24 protein-coding genes and 1 pseudogene are annotated in these 18,972 nt (G+C 67.3%); 22 read left to right on the forward strand and 3 right to left on the reverse strand.

Going from position 1 to position 18,972, the window contains the following annotated elements:
• The first annotated feature begins 80 nt into the window (after nt 1-80).
• Nucleotides 81-335, forward strand: a complete 255-nt coding sequence (locus tag ACWDKQ_RS24570; RefSeq protein ID WP_450141106.1) for a hypothetical protein — start codon at nt 81-83, stop codon at nt 333-335.
• A 522-nt stretch (nt 336-857) separates the two neighbouring features.
• On the opposite strand, the gene ACWDKQ_RS24575 is transcribed toward ACWDKQ_RS24570, so the two are convergent.
• Complete coding sequence (locus ACWDKQ_RS24575; protein ID WP_450141107.1) at nt 858-1,667, reverse strand: sulfite exporter TauE/SafE family protein; 810 nt, start codon at nt 1,665-1,667, stop codon at nt 858-860.
• 93 nt (nt 1,668-1,760) lie between these two features.
• On the opposite strand from ACWDKQ_RS24575, the gene ACWDKQ_RS24580 reads away from it, so the two are divergent.
• Entirely contained in the window at nt 1,761-2,525 is a 765-nt protein-coding gene (locus tag ACWDKQ_RS24580; RefSeq protein WP_450141108.1) for an AraC family transcriptional regulator, read from the forward strand.
• Here the strand turns inward: ACWDKQ_RS24580 and ACWDKQ_RS24585 are convergent.
• Nucleotides 2,473-3,207 (reverse strand): LysR substrate-binding domain-containing protein, encoded by a 735-nt coding sequence (locus ACWDKQ_RS24585; protein WP_450141109.1) that lies wholly within the window; start codon nt 3,205-3,207, stop codon nt 2,473-2,475. The two genes, ACWDKQ_RS24580 and ACWDKQ_RS24585, sit on opposite strands and share 53 nt — an antisense overlap.
• Before the next feature lie 59 nt (nt 3,208-3,266).
• Between ACWDKQ_RS24585 and ACWDKQ_RS24590 the strand changes: the two genes are divergently transcribed.
• The 19 genes from ACWDKQ_RS24590 (at nt 3,267) to hypB (ending at nt 16,202) form a co-directional block, all read left to right on the forward strand.
• A complete protein-coding gene (locus ACWDKQ_RS24590; RefSeq protein ID WP_450141110.1) occupies nt 3,267-3,578 on the forward strand; it encodes a hypothetical protein in 312 nt (103 codons plus the stop codon).
• Nucleotides 3,579-3,656: 78 nt separating this feature from the next.
• Nucleotides 3,657-4,556 (forward strand): hypothetical protein, encoded by a 900-nt coding sequence (locus tag ACWDKQ_RS24595; RefSeq protein ID WP_450141111.1) that lies wholly within the window; start codon nt 3,657-3,659, stop codon nt 4,554-4,556.
• Complete coding sequence (locus ACWDKQ_RS24600; RefSeq protein WP_450141112.1) at nt 4,553-5,041, forward strand: hydrogenase maturation protease; 489 nt, start codon at nt 4,553-4,555, stop codon at nt 5,039-5,041. The genes ACWDKQ_RS24595 and ACWDKQ_RS24600 overlap by 4 nt, the downstream gene beginning before the upstream one ends.
• A 128-nt stretch (nt 5,042-5,169) precedes the next feature.
• Nucleotides 5,170-6,204, forward strand: coding sequence for an NADH-quinone oxidoreductase subunit B family protein (locus ACWDKQ_RS24605; RefSeq protein WP_450141113.1), 1,035 nt, complete (start codon nt 5,170-5,172; stop codon nt 6,202-6,204).
• Nucleotides 6,205-6,226: 22 nt separating this feature from the next.
• The gene (locus ACWDKQ_RS24610; protein WP_450141114.1) at nt 6,227-7,996 is read left to right on the forward strand and encodes a nickel-dependent hydrogenase large subunit; all 1,770 of its coding nucleotides are present in this window, start codon (nt 6,227-6,229) and stop codon (nt 7,994-7,996) included.
• 2 nt (nt 7,997-7,998) lie between these two features.
• Entirely contained in the window at nt 7,999-8,541 is a 543-nt protein-coding gene (locus ACWDKQ_RS24615; RefSeq protein WP_450141115.1) for a NifU family protein, read from the forward strand.
• A gap of 5 nt (nt 8,542-8,546) precedes the next feature.
• Nucleotides 8,547-9,155 (forward strand): DUF5947 family protein, encoded by a 609-nt coding sequence (locus ACWDKQ_RS24620; protein WP_450141116.1) that lies wholly within the window; start codon nt 8,547-8,549, stop codon nt 9,153-9,155.
• A gap of 9 nt (nt 9,156-9,164) precedes the next feature.
• A complete protein-coding gene (locus ACWDKQ_RS24625) occupies nt 9,165-9,368 on the forward strand; it encodes a hypothetical protein (RefSeq protein ID WP_450141117.1) in 204 nt (67 codons plus the stop codon).
• Nucleotides 9,365-10,021: a DUF6084 family protein gene (locus ACWDKQ_RS24630; protein ID WP_450141118.1), complete on the forward strand. Its 657-nt coding sequence runs from the start codon at nt 9,365-9,367 to the stop codon at nt 10,019-10,021. Before ACWDKQ_RS24625 ends, ACWDKQ_RS24630 begins: the two co-directional genes overlap by 4 nt.
• Nucleotides 10,018-10,704, forward strand: coding sequence for a hypothetical protein (locus ACWDKQ_RS24635; protein ID WP_450141119.1), 687 nt, complete (start codon nt 10,018-10,020; stop codon nt 10,702-10,704). Before ACWDKQ_RS24630 ends, ACWDKQ_RS24635 begins: the two co-directional genes overlap by 4 nt.
• The gene (locus tag ACWDKQ_RS24640) at nt 10,694-10,825 is read left to right on the forward strand and encodes a hypothetical protein (RefSeq protein WP_450141120.1); all 132 of its coding nucleotides are present in this window, start codon (nt 10,694-10,696) and stop codon (nt 10,823-10,825) included. The genes ACWDKQ_RS24635 and ACWDKQ_RS24640 overlap by 11 nt, the downstream gene beginning before the upstream one ends.
• 89 nt (nt 10,826-10,914) lie before the next feature.
• Nucleotides 10,915-11,535: a D-sedoheptulose-7-phosphate isomerase gene (locus tag ACWDKQ_RS24645; protein ID WP_450141121.1), complete on the forward strand. Its 621-nt coding sequence runs from the start codon at nt 10,915-10,917 to the stop codon at nt 11,533-11,535.
• Nucleotides 11,532-11,753: a HypC/HybG/HupF family hydrogenase formation chaperone gene (locus tag ACWDKQ_RS24650; RefSeq protein ID WP_450141122.1), complete on the forward strand. Its 222-nt coding sequence runs from the start codon at nt 11,532-11,534 to the stop codon at nt 11,751-11,753. Before ACWDKQ_RS24645 ends, ACWDKQ_RS24650 begins: the two co-directional genes overlap by 4 nt.
• Nucleotides 11,750-12,451, forward strand: a complete 702-nt coding sequence (locus tag ACWDKQ_RS24655) for a D-sedoheptulose-7-phosphate isomerase (RefSeq protein WP_450141123.1) — start codon at nt 11,750-11,752, stop codon at nt 12,449-12,451. Before ACWDKQ_RS24650 ends, ACWDKQ_RS24655 begins: the two co-directional genes overlap by 4 nt.
• Complete coding sequence (locus ACWDKQ_RS24660) at nt 12,429-12,698, forward strand: HypC/HybG/HupF family hydrogenase formation chaperone (RefSeq protein WP_450141124.1); 270 nt, start codon at nt 12,429-12,431, stop codon at nt 12,696-12,698. The genes ACWDKQ_RS24655 and ACWDKQ_RS24660 overlap by 23 nt, the downstream gene beginning before the upstream one ends.
• A gap of 257 nt (nt 12,699-12,955) precedes the next feature.
• Nucleotides 12,956-14,083 carry a hydrogenase formation protein HypD gene (gene hypD / locus ACWDKQ_RS24665; RefSeq protein WP_450141125.1) on the forward strand — a complete coding sequence of 376 codons (1,128 nt, stop codon included), beginning with the start codon at nt 12,956-12,958 and terminating at the stop codon, nt 14,081-14,083.
• Nucleotides 14,080-15,189: a hydrogenase expression/formation protein HypE gene (gene hypE, locus ACWDKQ_RS24670; RefSeq protein WP_450141126.1), complete on the forward strand. Its 1,110-nt coding sequence runs from the start codon at nt 14,080-14,082 to the stop codon at nt 15,187-15,189. The genes hypD and hypE overlap by 4 nt, the downstream gene beginning before the upstream one ends.
• Before the next feature lie 2 nt (nt 15,190-15,191).
• A complete protein-coding gene (locus tag ACWDKQ_RS24675; protein ID WP_450141127.1) occupies nt 15,192-15,521 on the forward strand; it encodes a hydrogenase maturation nickel metallochaperone HypA/HybF in 330 nt (109 codons plus the stop codon).
• Entirely contained in the window at nt 15,522-16,202 is a 681-nt protein-coding gene (gene hypB / locus ACWDKQ_RS24680) for a hydrogenase nickel incorporation protein HypB (protein ID WP_450141128.1), read from the forward strand.
• On the opposite strand, the gene hypF is transcribed toward hypB, so the two are convergent.
• Nucleotides 16,199-18,466, reverse strand: coding sequence for a carbamoyltransferase HypF (gene hypF / locus ACWDKQ_RS24685; RefSeq protein WP_450141129.1), 2,268 nt, complete (start codon nt 18,464-18,466; stop codon nt 16,199-16,201). The genes hypB and hypF overlap by 4 nt on opposite strands.
• 42 nt (nt 18,467-18,508) lie before the next feature.
• Here hypF and ACWDKQ_RS24690 point away from each other — a divergent pair.
• Nucleotides 18,509-18,747 (forward strand): annotated as a pseudogene (locus ACWDKQ_RS24690) (ABC transporter permease); the annotation flags it as partial.
• Nucleotides 18,748-18,972 lie beyond the last annotated feature (225 nt).

The raw sequence follows: 18,972 nt of genomic DNA on the forward strand, positions 1-18,972 counted from the left end.
CCATACCGGTCAGGGAGCACCCCCCGCGCCTGACGGTGCTCCCTGACCGGTCGCCAACCACCGAACTAACAGGAGTCCGCATGTCCATTGCCGAGCAGGCACAGCAGTTACAAGGTTTGTCGGAGCAGGTTTCGGTCGGTGGAGCCCAGCAGCTACAGGGCGAGCTACAAAGTTTGCAGCAACAGGTTGCGAGCATCCTCGGTGACACATCCAGCGCTCAGGAACTACACGCACAGATCGGCGCCGTGTCCAACGAGGTCAGCCAACTCGCGGCCGGGATGGAGCACCTTCGTTTGATGATCAGTGAGAAGGCGACCTACCACGCGCAAGGATGACCGGCGAGGCGATCGGGGACCGTGCCCAACAGCTAAAGACGGTCGCCGATGCCGTACCGGTGCAGGCGGCGGGCAACCTGTGGGTCATTTCGTGGGGCACACTTGGTGTCCCTACCCGTATCCGTGCAGGTCACGACCGGTCCCAGCGCGGACCCGCCAAAAGTGGCCTTTTCTACGCGACTTGGCGCACCTGGGAAAACACTGGTCACGGGTGGTGTGAGCGGCGGGTTTGGCCATACGCAGTATGGATGTTGCTGAGCTGTTACTAAGAAGTTCATTAGTAGGTCGATTCCGCGGGTTTGATCTGGTTGACGTCGGCGATGGCGCGGTCTTGTTACCGACGACGACGTCGTTCGATTCGGGCGGACGCGGCGGGAGTACCGCAGGTGTTCCGCGTGACGGCCGGCGGAGTGCGCCGACATCCGGGCGGGGCGGTTGAATCGGGGCACGAGCCGTGGTCCTTCGGCTTCATTGGAACTGTGGCCCCAAACGGGCACTCCGCACCTCGCACCCGGTCGCGGTTCAGCGGAGCGCAGTCGCGATCATCGCGATGAGAACGATCAGCAGCAGGACAAGGTAGGCGATCGCGTGGATGCGGTCGGGGATCTTCCCGACGACTCGTTTGGCGAGGGCGATCGTCGGTAGTGAGCCGCAGAGTAGGGCCACCGCGACGACGAAGTTGACGTGGCCGAGCTGACCGGGGTAGGCGGCGGCCGACGTGGCGAGGGCGTACACGGCGGTTCCCGCGACCGCTACGGGGATGCTGAGCGGGTTGGCCATCGCGGCAGCGTCGGCCATGGGCAGTCCCCTGCGCCGGAGCAGCGGCACCGTCATAACGCTCCCGCCGACGCCGAGGAAACTGGCGACCGCCCCGATCCCCAGTCCACCGACGGTCGAGGCGACCTTGCCGAGCGGTTTCCCGCCCGGAGCCTGGCGCCGGGCGTTGTCGAGGAATCCGCTTCGGGCGACGCTGTCGACGATGGTGATCGCGAGGTAGGCGATGAACAAGACGTGCAAGACGGAGTCGGGTGCCCAGTTCGCTGCTACCGCTCCGACCACCGCGCCGAGGGCGATGAATACGATCAGCGGGTGGAGTTGCTCTCCGTGCAGGCGACCGGACCGGGCCTGGACGATGGTCGCGGATGATGCGTTTACGATCATCACCGCGGTCGAGGTCGCCACGGCGGTGTGCATCGCGTCGGCACCGGTCGTGGCGGTTACGACCGCGAACACGACCGGGACGATGATGAAGCCGCCGCCGAATCCGAACAGGACCGTGGTCACGCCGGTCAGGCATCCGAATCCGAGCAGCACGAGGAAGGAGACGAGCACACGGCCACGGTAGGCCCGCCACCGGCTGGCGCACTATCGATACCACGCCACCTTCATTCGAGTTCGCGCCAGAGCTTCGGTTAGCGTGGTGCGATGCGGAACGTGCCGGTGGACGAGGTGGACTGGGTCGACCGCGCCGTCCTGGCGATCGGGACCGACTACCCGCCCCGGCACCTGCTGGCTTTCCACCGGCATCGCCGCGCGCAGCTCCTCTACGGGGCGACCGGGACCATGCAGGTCGAGACGGCCGACGGCAGCTGGACGGCCCCGCCCCGCAGAGCAGTGCTCATCCCGCCGGGCACCGACCACCAAGTGCTGATGGACGACGTCAGCACCCGGAGCCTCTACCTCGAGCCGTGCGCGGTGCCGTGGTTTCCGCCGCGTTGCCAGGTCGTCGACGTCTCACCGCTGCTGCGCGAACTCCTGCTCGCCGCGGTGGACGTGCCACCCGAATACGACAGGCACGGCCGCGACGGTGCGCTGGTGGAGCTGATCCTTCACGAGATCCGGAACCTGGTGCCGCTTCCGTTCGACCTGCCCCTGCCCGCCCGAGCAGATCTCCGGAACCTGTGCGAGGCGTTCCAGGCCGCGCCGAACATCCGGGAGGCACCGGCCGAATGGGCCGCCGGCCTGGGCATCAGCGCGCGAACGTTCAACAGGGTGTTCCGCGCCGAAACCGGGCTCAGCTTCCAGCAGTGGCGACAGCGCGCTTGCGTCGTCCACGCCATCCGGCTGCTCTCCGCCGGCAGGACCGTCACGCAGGTCGCGGCGGCGCTCGCGTACGACACCCCGGCCGCCTTCTCCGTCATGTTCCGCAAGCAAAGCGGAACGACCGCGAGCTCCTTCCGGCCGCGCTGATCCGTTGGCGCTCGGCGCAAGTCATGCGCGGATCTCGATCCAGACCAGGTTCAGCGGCTTCAAGGCGCGGCACACGCTCCTGCAGAGGTTCATTCCGGTCGCGGCGCCGGGAGCCGGAACCGTTGGGTGCGAAGACAAATGACTGAGCGCTCCCATCGGTCAGAGCAGTTCTAGAAGCGCGTGCAGGGCTGGATTGTCGTTCGCGTGGCGCCAAACCAGGTGCAGTTCCACCGGATCCGGTTCGGGCAGACGGAGCGAGCGGAAGGTCACGCTCTCGAGGTGCAACCGGGCCGCGGTCGCGGACCAGGGCGCTGCCGAGGCCGACCTGGACCAGCGCCAGGGCGGTGTGGATCTGGCTGACGTACTGCACGTAGGTCGGCTGCACGTCGGCGTTGCCGAAGGTGGTGACGAGCAGTTCGTGGAAGTACCTCGATTCCGTCGGCGAGTACATCACCAGGTCGGCACCGTGGAATTCCGCTAGTTCCAGGGGCTGCGAACCGCCAGCGAGCGGATGCCCCTCCGGCAGCGCCGCCAGCAGGGGCTCCGCGCGGAACTTGCGCGACGCCAGCTCGGTACGCGCGATCGGTGGACGCGCGAGCCCGAGGTCCAGCGAGCCGCCCGACAACCGTTCGATCTGGTCGCGGGTGACCAACTCGTACAACGTGATGTCGCGCTGCAGCAAGGAGTTCTCGGTGCGTTCTCGCTGGTGGTCCGCTGCCGCGAGGCCGAGCAGGCCGGGCGGTGGCCGAGGTGCTGGAAGGCCAGCTGACCGGCAAGGCGCACGGCACCCGGAATGTTTACGCCCCGTGGCCGACGGGTGTCCAGGGGGGCACGCGATGGTACACCGTGGATCGTTTCCAGCGACCTCGGAATCCCGCACCACCTCGGTGGGCGCGCGCGATCGAGCGGTTCCTGCGCCCGGTGGCCTACCAAGGAGTCCCCGCCGCCCTCCTGCCGGAAACGATCGCCGACGGCAACCCCGACGGCGTGTGGCACTGGATCGACGGCGAGCTCGGCAGGCGCGCGACGATGGGACTCATGAAGCGGTCGTAGTGCTCCGGAGGTGCTTCGCCGCCCATCTCGGTTGACACTCCGGTCCAGTTCCGAATTCCCGACCGACGGAGTGGACCAGTGAGCCTAGACGACGCACGCGCGGTGGCCGACGCCGTTCTGTTCGAAGGATATCTGCTGTACCCGTACCGGGCTTCGGCGTTGAAGAACCGGATGCGCTGGCAGTTCGGCGTGCTGGCACCGCGCGGCGAGGAATCCGAACCCTCGTTCGCCCGCACGGAGTGCTTGCTCGTTGCGCAGCCTGGCGCGCAACTCGAAGTGCTGGTGCGCTGCCTGCAATTGCGCACTCGCAAGGCTGAACCCGATTGGGACGAAGGATGCCTGCGCGAGATCGTTTCGACGGTCGAACTCGATCGACACGACGTCGCAGCGGATATCCCGTTCGAACTGCCGGGCGGCGAGAACGAGCGCGAACGCTGGCTGCCCCTGCGCGGGACGATCGGCATCCGCACGACCTCGATCGGGGGAGGCTTGCAACGCCTGGCGGTCGTGGTCGAGAACCGGACGCAGCGGAACCCCAGTTCGCACGCGACGCGCGACGGCATGCTGCGAAGCTCGCTGGTTTCGGCGCACACCGTGCTTGCGGTCCGCGGTGGGCATTTCATCTCGTTGCTGGATCCACCCGAAGGCGTTCGCGAGGCCGCGCAAGCGTGCCGCAACGAGCACACCTGGCCGGTGCTCGTCGGGGAGCAGGGGCGACGAGACGTGGTGCTGTCGGCGCCGATCATCCTCTACGACTACCCGGCGATCGCTCCGCAGAGCCCGGGAAATCTCTTCGATGCCACGGAGATCGACGAAATCCTCACGCTGCGCACGATGACGCTCACCGACGACGAGAAGCGCGAGGCCCGGGAAACCGATCCCAAGGCCGCGGAGATCATCGACCGCGCGGAGCGGCTCTCCGCGGAGCAGCTCTCCCGGTTGCACGGCACCATGCGCTACCCGGACGGCCGTCGATGACGAGGCCGCGGATCCTGATCGCAGGCGTGGGAAACGTGTTCCTCGGCGATGACGGATTCGGCGTCGCGGTCGCCGACCGGCTGGCCTGCGAACCACCAGAGGGCACTCGGGTCGCGGATTTCGGAATCCGCGGCATGCACCTGGCGTACGAACTCATGAACGGGTACGACCAACTGATCCTCGTTGACGCGGTGGCACGCGGCGAGGAACCCGGAACCGTCTCGGTCATCGAACCGGACCTGGCAGCGATCGAACCCGCCGCCGGCGTGGACAGCCACAGCATGAACCCGGATGCGGTCCTCGCCTGCTGCAAGGGCTTTGGCGTACCGCTGGGCCGCGTCCTGGTCGTCGGGTGCGAACCCGCGGACTGCTCGTGCCGCTGGGGACTCACCCGACGGGTGGCCGAATCCGTCGGATCCGCCGAGACAACCGTGCGGAACCTGGTCGCCGACGCGATCGATACCCGAGCCCGAACGACCGGCTAGCGCATGATCCTGGTGCTGCGCCGGGCAGATGGACTTACGGTGGCGGCGGGCCTCGCCGCCACGGTCGGCCGTCAGGGGGAGCCGACGTTGTGAAGTGGTTGGCGAGAACCGAAGATCCGGAGTGGCATATGAGTGCTACGTCGACGCCCTCGAACATCGACGAGGTCCACATCCTCTGGACCTCGGAGGGCATGAGCTGCGATGGCGACACAGTGTCGGTGACCAACGCGACGCTGCCCAGCATCGAGGACGTGGTGCTGGGCTCGGTCCCGGGAATACCGAAGGTGCACCTGCACAACAAGGTGCTCGCCTACGAGACGGGTGCGGACTTCATGGCCGCGTTCCACCAGGCCGATCGCGACGAGCTTGGCCCGTTCATCCTGGTCGTGGAGGGGTCCATCCCCAACGAGCGGATCAACGGCGACGGCTACTGGACGGCCATGGGAAACGACCCCGAGACCGGGGAGCCGCGCACCCTCAACAACTGGCTCGACCGGCTCGCGCCCAAGGCGTGGGCGGTGCTGGCGGCGGGCACCTGCGCGACCTACGGCGGTATACACGCCATGGCCGGCAATCCGACGGGGTGCATGGGCCTGGCCGACTACCTCGGGGCGGACTTCCGCTCCGCCGGCGGGCTGCCGATCGTCAACGTGCCCGGCTGCCCAGTGCAACCGGACAACTTCATGGAGACATTGTTGTGGTTGCTGCACCAGGCCGCAGGGCTGGCGCCGACCATCCCGCTGGACGAGCAACTGCGTCCGACGTGGCTGTTCGGCAAGACCGTCCACGAGGGCTGCGACCGCGCTGGCTACTACGAGCAGGCCGACTTCGCGCGCGACTACAACTCGCCGAAGTGCCAGGTGAAAATCGGCTGCTGGGGGCCGGTGGTCAACTGCAACGTCACCAAACGGGGCTGGATGGACGGCATCGGCGGCTGCCCCAACGTGGGCGGAATCTGCATCGGCTGCACGATGCCGGGATTCCCGGACAAGTTCATGCCGTTCATGGACGAGCCACCCGGCGGCAGTTTCTCGTCGGGCGCGCTGCGGGCGTACGGCCCGCTGGTCCGGACCTTGCGGAGCATCACCAACCACAGCGCGAACCGAGAACCGAAGTGGCGGCACAACCGGGCCGAACTGACCAGCGGCTTCCAGCCGCGGTAGCAGAGGTGGAGGTAGCAGCGGCATGAGCGCGCAACAGCGGAACCTGGTCGACGTGGAGTTCGATCCGATCACCCGGATCATCGGCAATCTCGGCATCTACACCAAAGTGGACTTCGACAACAACGAGGTCGTCGAGTGCCGCAGCACCTCATCGCTGTTCCGCGGGTACAGCGTGTTCATGAAGGGCAAGGACCCGCGCGACGCCCACTTCATCACCAGCCGGATCTGCGGCATCTGCGGGGACAACCACGCGGTGTGCTCGATCTACGCGCAGAACATGGCCTACGGCGTCAAGACCCCACCGCTGGGTGAGTGGATCATCAACCTCGGCGAGGCGGCGGAGTTCATGTTCGACCACACGATCTTCCAGGACAACATGGTCTTCGTCGACTACTGCGAGAAGATGGTGTCGGAGACCAATCCGTCGCTGCTCCAGCGGGCCGAGCAGACCGATGCGCCGCGCGGGAACGTCCACGGCCACCGCACGATCGCCGACATCATGCGGTCCTTCAACCCCTTCGAAGGCGAGACCTACAAGGCCGCGCTGGAGATGTCGCGCGTGACGCGCGAGATGTGCTGCCTGATGGAAGGGCGGCACGTGCACCCGTCGACGCTCTACCCAGGTGGGGTCGGCACAGTCGCCACCCCGCAACTGTTCACCGACTACCAGGTGCGGCTGGTGCGGGTGCTGGACTTCATCAAGCGCGCGGTCGCGATGAACGACGACGTGTTCGACTTCTTCTACGAAGCCCTGCCCGGATATGAGGAGGTCGGCCGGCGCCGCACCTTGCTCGGCTGTTGGGGGTGCTTCCAGGATCCCGACGTCGTCGACTACGACTACCGGAACATGACCGAGTGGGGACGCGCGATGTTCGTGACCCCGGGAATCGTGGTCGACAACGAACTGCTGACCACCGATCTGGTCGACATCAACCTGGGCATGCGCATCCTGCTGGGCAGCTCATACTACGAGGACTGGGCGAACGAGCAGACGTTCGTGGACCGGGACCCGCTGGGGAACCCGGTCGACAAGCGCCACCCCTGGAACCAGACCACGCTCCCCCAGCCGCAGAAACGCGATCTCGACGGCGGGAAGTACAGCTGGGTGATGAGTCCGCGCTGGTTCGACGAGCGCTCCGGCGACCACCTCGCGCTGGATACCGGCGGCGGTCCGATCGCGAGGCTGTGGGCCACCGCGCTCGCCGGGCGCGTCAACACGCCTTACGTGCGCTCCACGGGGCATAGCGTGCAGATCGACCTGGCCAAGGGGCAGTCGCTGCCGGACATGCAGCTGGAATGGCGCCCGCCGCAGTTCCCCAACACGTTGGAGCGCAACCGGGCGCGGATGTACTTCGTCGCATACGCCGCCGGGATGGCGCAGTACTTCCTGGACCGCGCGCTGGCCGAAGTGCGATCCGGCAACACCAAGGTGTTCGAGGACTTCAACGTCCCCGACGAGGCGATCGGCGTCGGCTTCCACGAAGCGGTCCGCGGTGTGCTGTCGCACCACTTGGTGATCCGGGACGGCAAAATCGCGAACTACCACCCGTACCCGCCGACGCCGTGGAACGCCAGCCCGCGCGACAGCTACGGCACACCCGGCCCGTACGAGGACGCCGTGCAGGGCCAACCGATCTTCGAGGAGAACGGGCGCGACGACTTCAAGGGCATCGACATCATGCGGACCGTGCGCAGCTTCGACCCGTGCCTGCCTTGCGGTGTGCACATGTACCTGGGTGGCGGTCGTGTTCTCGAACGAACGCACTCGCCGATGTTCGGCGCGGGCTCCTGACCATGCCTTGGGACGCCGAGCAGGTCCGCGACGAAATCGTGCGCGCCGAGACGTTGCTCTCCGACCTGGGTTCCGGGGTGGAACCGGTCGCGGGCGCGCATGCGATCGAGGCCGTGCAGGCAGTCGTAGGTCTGTACGGGGAATGCCTAGCGCGGTTGCTGCTGCGCATCGAGCAGACCGGGAACCCCGAAGTCCTCGCCGACGTCGCCCGCGACGAACTGATCTCGCACCTGTTGCTGGTGCACGACCTGCATCCGGTCGGCATCGAGGGCCGGATCGGCACCGCGCTGGCCGAGGTGGAGGGCGCTTTCGAAACCGGTTCCCTCGAGCTGCTCGACGTGCACAACGGCGTTGCTCGAATCCGCGTGGTGGTTCGCGGCTGCCAGTCCACTGCGGCGCGGATGCGCACCTCCGTGGAAGAGGCGGTGATGGCCGCAGCACCAGAACTCGAAATGGTGGAGATCGACGCCGCCGCGCCGCAGCCTTCCACCGTCATTCCCGTCGAGGACCTGTTCGCGACCAGAGGACTGGCCGGGGAGAGGTGAGCACGATGCCCTCGACGTTGCGGCAGCTCGCCCACCGCAGGCCCACGCCGACGGCCGGGCCCGCGCAGCGTTGCGATCTCTGCTCTGACGAGCTGTCCGATCAGCACAGCCACCTGCTTAACACCGCCACCGGTGCCGTGTCGTGCACCTGTCCTGCGTGCAGCGTGCTTTTCGATCACCAGGCCGCCGGGGGCGGGCACTACCGCCGCATCCGCTCACGACCGCGACCGCTACCCGAGTTCGTGCTCGACGACATGGCGTGGGCCCAGTTCGGTATCCCAGTCGGGTTGGCGTTCTTCGTACACAACGCCGAAAACGATCGCGTCACCGCGTTCTACCCCAACCCGGTCGGCACCATGCGCGCCTCCGTCGATCCGGGTAGCTGGCGGTCGTTGGTCGAAGCGAACCCCGAGCTGCCCGCGCTGGAAAGTGACGTCGAGGCGCTGCTGATCGATCGGCTGCGCAGTGGGTCTACAGCGTGGCTGCTGCCGCTGGACGAGTGCTACCGGCTGGTTGCGCTCCTGCGCACGCATTGGCGTGGTTTCACCGGCGGCGACGAGGTATGGCGGCAAGTCTCCGAATTCTTCGCGCACCTGCACCAGGGCAGAACCTGAGGAGGAAACATGATCAAGGTCGGCAAGCCACAAGTGCACCGCGACACTCCCGCGCACGTCCGGGGCGTTGAGCAGGGCAACCAGGTCGGGCACTACCAACGCCAGCCCGGACACCACCCGGATGGGACGTCGACGGCCCGCCGGTCCACCGGGATTGGCGCCGCGCGGCACAACCCCATCCTGCCGTCGATGCCGAACCTCACGCCAGCATGACCGCGGGCCTGCCCAGCGCCATGCCGGAGCTGGCCTTCGACATCACCGGCGCGGAACCGGTGCGGATGGCCGCCGTGCCCGCGCTGAGCTTCGAGCTCCACGTGCGTCGGGTCGGAGGAGGCTCCGTCCGGTCCATCAACCTCACCACGGCGATCCGCATCGCTCCGGCCCGCCGCCGATACCGCGCCGCGCAGCAGGACGAACTCGTGGAAATCTTCGGCGTTCCCCAGCGGTGGGCGACGACGATGCGTCCGCTGCCCTGGGCGCGCCTGACCACCGTCGTCGGACCGTTCGACGACGACGTCGTGATGCCGTTGCAGCTCGTCTGCACCGACGATGTCGAACTCGCGGTCGCCAAGTACTTTCACGCGGTGCGCGATGCCGCCGTGCCGCTGGATTTCCTGTTCAGCGGCACGATCTTCCACCTCGGCCCGGACGAGCGCTTGCGGACCGCGCAGATCGACTGGTCCCAGGACACGACCTTCGATTTGGCGGCGGGCCTGTGGCACGAGGCGCTCGGCGGAACCCGATGGGTGCGGATGTCCGAGGACAGCTTCTCGCGGCTGCACGACTACCGGCGCGCTCGGGCCCTCGGCACGTGGGACGAGACGATCGGCGCACTGCTGGCGCGCACCGAAGCGGACGTTTCGTGAGCCCGGGCGCGGATTCGGTGCCGACCAGCGGAATGCGGGTGCGCCTGCGACCGGCACGTCGCGCCGACATCGTGGACATCGTTCTCGCGGGAAGGCTCGCCGAGGTCGAAGGCATCGAGCACGGTGCGGACGGCCGGATCTACGTGATCGTGTCCCTGCTCGGTGACACCGCGGTGGACCTGGGACCGATGAGCCAACTCGGCCACCGGTTCTTCTTCTCCCCCGAAGAACTCGAAGTGCTCCCCGGCGGAAGCGCGCGCCGGGTCCTGGTCGCGGGGGTCGGCGACATCTTCAGCTCCGGTGGAGGCGGAGCGCATCGGATCACCGAAGACCTGCGCAGGTTGGACCTTCCACCAGGCGTGCGTGTCGCGAACTTCGGCATCCGGTGGCCGGATTTGCTGCGCTCGCTGGAGGATTGCGACGCCGCGGTTGTGCTGTGCGACGGTGCTGCCGGCGAAGTCCGTTCAATCGGGATCGCAGATCTGCCGGGATTCGCCCACTCGGGTGCGCAGCTTCAGCCCGCGGTGGCACACCGGTGCGAGCGGATCACCTCGGTTGGCTGCGGTGGAAACGGTGGCGCTGGCCCGGCTGGACGAGCACTGGCCATCGAGGCTGTGATGTCCGTTGTGGACGCTCTATCCGCTGATCGAGCTTTCGAGGGAGGAATCGTTGATGAAGGATGACATCCACTCGCCGCGCAAGGCGGTCTGCGTGGTTCTCGGCGTGCTGGCCGCGGTCGCGGCGGTGGTTCTCGCGCTGCAGGCTCCCGCGATAACAAGGTACCTGAAAGCTGCTCGAATGTGATTGCATGGCAAGCAGATCGAGTTGTGCGCCGCACATGACCGCCTTTAGCGTTGGTGCGCCGCACGATCGCGAATGAGGATGTGACCCCGATGCCGTGGTCCGAACAAGCAGCTGCTCGTGCCGTCGAGGAGATCTTCCAACGACGGGTGCCGCCGCTGCAGACGCTCGTCGGAGACGCCGAACGCGTCGCCCGCGCCTGCCATGCGATGGCCACCCGGTTCCACGCGGGCGGCAAGCTCATCGTGTTCGGCAACGGTGGGCCGAGCACGGACGCCCAGCACGTGGCCGTCGAGTTCGTCCACCCGGTGATCGTGGGCAAGAAGGCGCTTCCGGCGATCTCGCTGACCGCGGACGTCGCGACGGTGACCGGGGTGGCCACCGGCGAAGGGCTGGACGAGGTGTTCGCCCACCAGGTCCGGCACCTGGCCGACCCGGAGGACATCGCGCTGGGCATCTCCACCGACGGCAACTGCGGGAACGTCCTGCGCGGCCTGGCCGTGGCGCGCGATCGAGGCCTGTTGACCGTCGGACTGGCGGGCGGCGACGGTGGGCGCATCGCCCGCGTGGGCCTCGACCACGTGCTGATCGCCGATGCGGTCGATCCGCGGGTCGTCAAGGAGGCGCACGTGACCATGTACCACGTGCTGTGGGAGCTCGTGCACGTGTTCTTCGAACACCCGGGCGCGCTGCAGCAGGGGGTGAGCGCATGACACCCGAAGATCCGGGGGAAACCTGCCGCGGCGGTTCCTGCGTGACCTGTTCGGACGAGGCAACGGAAGTCCGGGTATTGCGGCTGCTGGACGACGAGCTCGCCGTCGTGGCCACCGATTCGGGTGAAGAAGTGGTCAGCGTCGCCCTGGTTCCGGCTCGTCCCGGGGACACGGTGCTGGTCCATGCCGGTGAGTCGATCGCGATCGTGGAGGAGTGACCGCCTTGAGTTCAGGTGCCGATGCTGTCGAGTCGCTGTACCCGTTCCTGTCAACATCGGACGGCGACGTCGATGCGGTGCTCGCCGAAGTGCGCCAGTCCACGCAGCACAAGGCGCGCGAGATCATGCAGTTGCGCGAGGCTGTGAAGCAGGGGTACCGCGACGAGATCGTCGCGTGCTCGTCGGCGATGGCCAAGCGGTTCGCCCGCGGCGGGCGGCTGCTCACCTTCGGCAACGGCGGCAGCTCCACCGACGCGCAAGACCTCGCCAGCCTCTTCCTGAACCCGGGCGCTACCGCACCTGCGCTGCCCGCGATCGGGTTGACCAGCGACATCGCGGTGGTCACCGCCCTGTCCAACGACATCGGGTTCGACGTGGTTTTCGCCCGCCAGATCGGCGCGTTCGGCCGCCGGGGCGACATCGCGGTGGGGCTATCCACCAGCGGGAACTCACCGAACCTGCTGCGGGCGTTCGAAGAAGCGGCGCGACGCGGACTGCTCACCATCGGGATCGCCGGCGACAAGGGCGGCCGGATGGCCGAGTCCGAGCACATCGACTACCTCTTCGTGGTGCCGTCCTCATCGGTGCACCGCATCCAGGAAGCGCAGACCACGCTCTACCACGCGCTGTGGGAGATGACCCTGCTGACGCTGCACGAGACGGGAGGAGCGGCCGATGTGCCTCGCGATCCCCGGTGAAGTCCTCGAGATCCTGCCGGACCGCCCAGATCTGGCCAAGGTCGAAGTCAGCGGCGTCCGCCGCAACATCAACGTCAGCCTCCTCGGCAGACCACCTGAGCCGGGCGAGTGGATCCTGATCCACGTCGGCTTCGCACTGTCCACAATAGACGAAGATGAAGCGCTTGCGGTGCTGGAGTTCCTGGAGGGCTTGGGGCAGACCTACACCGACGAGATCGATGCGCTCCAGGACTCGCGCATCGAATGACTGGAGGTGGAGGTCCGCGATCAGCGAATGTACGCCTGCTTGAAGGATACCCTGTCGTCAGGCAAGCGGCGTAAGCCGCTTTCGGCCACGCATGCAACTTGCACCGCCGCGGGTTCTCAGGGGTCTTCTCGCGAGGACAGCCCCGATGTGGTGTATCGGACATACATGAGTCGGGGATCCCACAGCGAGAAGACGCCTGAGGTTCCGCTACCCGCACCGCTGTGCAAGGCAAGCACCGCACAAAAAAAGGGGGTCGGATGCGATTCGTCGACGAGTACCGGGACGCGGACAAGGCGCGAGCGCTGGCGGCCGAGATCGCCGCGCTCTGCGAGCCGGGTCGGCAGTACAAGTTCATGGAGGTCTGCGGCGGCCACACCCACACGATCTACAAGCACGGCATCGAGGACTACCTGCCGGAGAACGTCACCCTGGTGCACGGCCCCGGGTGCCCGGTCTGCGTGATCCCGATGGGCCGGGTCGACGACGCCATCCACATCGCCCGACAACCGGACGTTGTCATGACGTCCTTCGGTGACATGATGCGGGTACCGGGCGGCAACGGGAACTTCTTCGACTCCAACGCCGAGGACACCAATATCCGCATGGTGTACTCGCCGCTGGACTCGCTGAAGCTCGCCCGGCAGAAACCGGACCAGCACGTGGTGTTCATGGCGATCGGGTTCGAGACCACTGCCCCGTCGACGGCGATGACCCTGCTGCGCGCCGAGCAGGAGGGCCTGGAGAACTTCTCCGTCTTCGGCAACCACGTGACGATCATCCCGGCGATCAAGGCGATCCTGGACTCCCCTGACCTGCGCCTGGACGGGTTCCTCGGGCCGGGGCACGTGTCGACGGTGATCGGCTGCCGGCCGTATGAGTTCATCGCCCGCGACTACGGCAAGCCCGTGGTTGTCTCGGGCTTCGAACCGCTGGACATCATGCAGTCGATCTACCTGCTGCTCAAGCAGCTCGCGGAGAACCGATGCGAGGTCGAGAACCAGTACGCCCGCGTGGTGCCGTGGCAGGGCAACACGACCGCCTTGGAAGCGATCGCCAAAACCATGGAGCTGCGGCCCTACTTCGAGTGGCGCGGGTTGGGTTTCATCTCGCACTCCGCGCTGCGGCTCCGCGAGGCGTACGCGCGGTTCGACGCCGAACAGCGCTTCGAACTGCCCGGGGTTCGGGTGGCCGACCCCAAGGCATGCCAGTGCGGCGAGGTGCTCAAGGGCGTCCTCAAACCGTGGGAGTGCAAGGTGTTCGGCACGGCCTGCACGCCGGAAACCCCGATCGGCACCTGCATGGTCTCACCTGAAGGAGCCTGCGCCGCGTACTACAACTTCGGCCGGTTCAGCCGGGAACGCGTCAGGGAGGCGAGCCGGACATGAGCGCCGAACCCAGAGCGGAGCCGACCGACGAGCAGGTCGACCCCGAACAGCAAGTGCTCGACCGGATCGAGAAGGCCCGCCGCCGCAAGCCGAAGGTGAAGCAAGAGCGGATCACCCTCGCCCACGGCTCCGGGGGGAAGGCGACGCAGACGCTCGTCGAGGCCGTGTTCCTGGAGGCGTTCCGCAACGAACTGCTGGAACCCATGGAGGACGGTGCGGTGCTGCCGGTGGACGGAACCCGGCTGGCTTTCACCACGGATTCGTTCGTGGTGTCGCCGCTGTTCTTCCCCGGCGGGAACATCGGCGACCTGGCGGTCAACGGCACGGTCAACGACCTCGCCGTCTCGGGCGCGACACCGCAGTACCTGTCCGCCGGTTTCCTGATCGAGGAGGGCTTCCCGGTCGCCGATCTGACCCGCATCGTCGAATCGATGTCGAACGCGGCGCAGGCGGCCGGGGTGCGGGTGGTCACCGGCGACACGAAGGTCGTGGAGAAGGGCAAGGCGGACGGCTGCTACATCAACACCTCGGGCGTCGGGGTCCTCCGAACCGACCACCGGCTGGGCGTCAACACGGTCCGCCCGGGTGATGCCGTCCTGGTCTCGGGTCCGATCGGCGATCACGGGGTGACGGTCATGCTCGCCCGCGGCGAACTCGACATCGACTCCGATGTGGTCTCCGATACGGCACCCGTCCACCAACTCATCGCCGACCTGCTCGCGGCGGTTCCAGACGTCCGGGCGCTCCGCGATGCGACGAGGGGCGGTGTTGCGACGATCCTCAACGAGATCGCCCGGGCCGCGCAAGTAGCAGTCGTCGTGGACGAAGCGGAAGTACCCGTGCGCACCGAAGTGCGGGGCGCCTCGGAGCTGCTGGGGATCGATCCGCTGTACGTGGCTTGCGAGGGACGCATCGTCGTAGTCGTCCCAGGTGCTCGGACCGAGGCAGCGCTGCAGGCGATGCGGGCGCATCCGCTGGGCGAACAGGCCGCGCTCATCGGACGCGTCGCGGACGACCCGCCGGGGCTGGTGCTGCTGAACACGACATTCGGCGGCACCCGCATCGTCGATCTGCTGGTGGGCGATCCGCTCCCGCGGATCTGCTAGCCGTGCACGAGCTCGGCATCACCCAGAGCATGGTGGACGCCGTGCTGGACGCAATCGAGGAACCGGTCATCAAGTGCGTGCACCTGGAGATCGGGCGGCTCTCCGGCGTGGTGCCCGACGCGATCCGGTTCTGCTTCGAACTGGTGGCGGACGGCACGCGACTGGCATCGGCCCGGTTGGACATCACCGAGCCGGCAGGTCGCGGCGAATGCCGTTCGTGTGGGCGGGAAATCGACATGGAGGAGCTGATCACGCGCTGCGCGTGCGGCGGCGTCGACATCGCGGTGCTCGCCGGAGCGGAACTGCGGATCAAGGCAGTGGAGGTTGGATAGATGTGCGGTACGTGCGGATGCGCCGACGAGGAATCGAAGACCATCGTCCTGGAGCAGCAGGTGCTGGCCAAGAACGACGGCCTCGCCGACGCGAACCGGAACTGGCTGCAGACCAGGGGAATCGCCATGATCAACCTGATGAGCTCCCCCGGCTCCGGCAAGACGAGCCTGCTGGCCCGAACCGCGCACGAATTCGACGCTGCGCCGCTCGCGGCCATCGAAGGTGACCAGGAAACCGAACTCGACGCGGCTCGACTGCGGGACAGCGGCTGCCCGGTGGTGCAGATCAACACCGGTACGGGCTGCCACCTGGACGCGACGATGCTGGCCGACGGGCTGCGCGCGCTGCGCCCTCCGCACCACTGCGTGGTGTTCGTCGAGAACGTCGGGAACCTGGTGTGCCCGGCGCTGTTCGACCTCGGCGAGCACGCCCGAGTCGTCCTCGCCTCGGTGACCGAGGGCGCGGACAAGCCGCTGAAGTACCCTCACATGTTCCGCGCGGCGGATCTGGTGCTGCTGAACAAGATCGACCTGCTGCCCCACGTCGACTTCGACGTGGCCGGCTTCATCGACGCCGCTTCTATGGCCAAACCCGGTGTCCGGGTGCAGCGCCTCTCGGTCACCACCGGCGAAGGCATCACCGAGTGGTACGACTGGCTCGGTGCACAGGTGCACGCTTAACGCCGCTCCCGGCACAGCGCTCCGGCGACGGCGGCCTGCCCCAGGCTGATCCCCCCATCATTGGCCGGGACCTGCGAATGCAGCAGGGTGCGGAACCCGCGTCGGTGCAGCATCGTCGTGACGCGCAGCAACAGCAGTGCGTTCTGGAAGACGCCGCCCGAGAGCGCCACCGCGGCGATCCCGGTGGACTCACGCAGCCGATCGCAGACATCCACCACCGCCGCTGCGAGTCCGTTGTGAAATCGTGCGGCGACCACCGGTAGCGGGGTCGCGGCCCGGAGGTCGGCCACAACCGAACGCACCAGGTCCGCGCCGCGGACCCGTAGCACGGGCCCGCCGCTGATCGACACCGGGCAACCGCCGGTTTCGGCGGTGTCGGCCAGTTGTTCGAGCTCGATGGCGGCTTGGCCTTCGTAGTTGATCGCGTCCCGCACCCCGAGGATCGCCGCCACGGCGTCGAACAGCCGCCCGGCGCTGGAGGTCGGCGGCGCGTGCCGGCGCTGCCGCAGCAATGCGGCGACTTCGGTCCAATTCGGGTTGCGCCGCAATACATCGAGGTCCGCGGACAGGTGATCGTCCTCCGCAAGGTAGGAGACGGCGGTCCGCCACGGTTGCTTGATCGCGGTTGCCCCGCCCGGCAGCGGCACCGGGTCCAGGTGTCCCAGCCGCCGGAAGCCGACCAGGTCGGCGACCAGGAATTCCCCTCCCCAGATCGTGCCGTCGGCGCCGTACCCGGTCCCGTCGAACGCCACCCCGATCACCGGGCCGGTTTCGCCGTTGTCCGCCAGGCATGACGCGATGTGCGCGTGGTGGTGCTGCACGCCCACCAGCTCGACGCCGTCGAGCTCCGCGGCGAACTTCGTCGACAGGTATTCGGGGTGCAGGTCGTGGGCCACGACCCGCGGTTCGACGTCGAAGAGCCGTCGGAAATGTGCGATCCCGCCGGTGAAGGACCGCAGCGTCTCGTAGTTCTCCAAATCACCGATGTGGTGGGATACGAACACGTGCTCGTCCTTGGCAACCGCGAAGGTGTTCTTCAGCTCGGCCCCACAGGCCAGCACCGGCTGCGGGAACGGCCACGGCAACATCACCGGTTCCGGTACGTAGCCGCGAGAACGCCGGATCGGCATCTCGCGCCCGCCGACGACGCGGACCACGGAATCATCGGTGCGCATGTGGATGGGCCGGTCGTGGATCAGGAACCCATCGGCGATTTCGCCCAGGCGCTCCAGCGCGTCGTCGTCGCGGTAGGCGATCGGCTCGTCGGAAACGTTCCCGCTGGTGAGCACGATCGGCCGCGGAAACCCGCGGAGCAGCAGGTGATGCAGCGGGGTGTACGGCAGCATGAGGCCCAGTTGACGAGTACCGGGCGCGACACTCGGTGCGACCGCGGCGCCGGGCAACCGGTCGAGCAGCACGATCGGCCGGCGACGCGAAGTGAGCAGCGCTTCTTCGGCGTCATCGATCGCGCACAGCGATCGTGCCTGCTCCACCGAGGCCACCATGATCGCGAATGGCTTGTCCTCGCGGCGCTTCCGCTTGCGCAACGTGGCCGCGGCATCGTCATCGGTGGCGTCCACCGCCACGTGGTAGCCGCCGAGTCCCTTCACGGCCAGCACTTCGCCGCGCGCCAGGGCCGCCACCGCTTCCGCCAGGGGATCGCCTCGGCGGGCGGCGCCATCGCGATCGGTCAGCCGCAGCCGCGGACCGCAGTCGGGGCAGCACACCGGCTGGGCGTGGAAGCGGCGGTTCGCCGGATCGCGATACTCGGCTTCGCACTCGGGGCACAAGGCGAATCCCGACATCGTCGTGTTCGGCCGGTCGTACGGCACATCCCGGACGATGGTGAAGCGGGGCCCGCAGTTGGTGCAGTTGGTGAACGGATATCCGAATCGCCGATCACCGGGGTCGGCGATTTCATCCGAGCAGTCGGCGCAGGTAGCGGTGTCGCTGGAGACCAGGGTCGCCCGCGGTCCGGCAGCATCGCTGTCGACGACGCGAAATCCCTCTTCGGCCACCGCCTCGGCATCGGTGGTGGAGATCCGGACTACCGCCGCCAACGGCGGAGCCTGTTCCGCCAGCTTGCCCAGGAACTGCTGGACGACCCAATCCCCGCCCTCCACCTCGATGAACACGCCGTGCACGTCGTTGCCGACATGCCCGGCCAACCCCAGACGGGTCGCCAACGAGTAGACGAACGGGCGGAAACCCACGCCCTGCACGATTCCCTCGACCCGAATCCGCTTCCGGACCAACTCACCCACCGACACAGTCTCCGGCGAGTCAGCCGCCGGTGCATCCGCTATCCGATGGTCTTCCCGGCCGTAGTGGCGGGTTCGATCGTCACGTTGTCGTTGTTGCTGGGCCACTACATCGCGGTCAAGATCGTCGGTGGCATCAACCAGACGCTGGCAACGTCGTTTACGACAACATCGGCGCGGCCAACAACCTGCCGTTCGCCGCAACAGTCGCCACCGTCCCGGTCGTGATCATGCTCTGCTACCTGGCGGCCGTCCGCCGAACGGGTGCCCTCGTCAACCGGTAAAACCCATTCCCGAACGCGTCCTACGTGCCGATCCGGGCACCGGGATCCGCACTTTCCAATTGAAATGGGTGTGGCTCTTTTGGAGTGAGGTTTAGGCGGCGGTGTGGAGGGTGTGGGTGGGGTGGTTGCTGTGTTGTTCTCGGGACAGGTGGTAGGTCCAGTAGTCGTCGAAGTCGCCGTTGGTGGTCAGGGCGCGGAGTTTGAGGATGGCTTCGGCGCCGGGTA

Source organism: Saccharopolyspora sp. NPDC000995 (assembly GCF_053599315.1).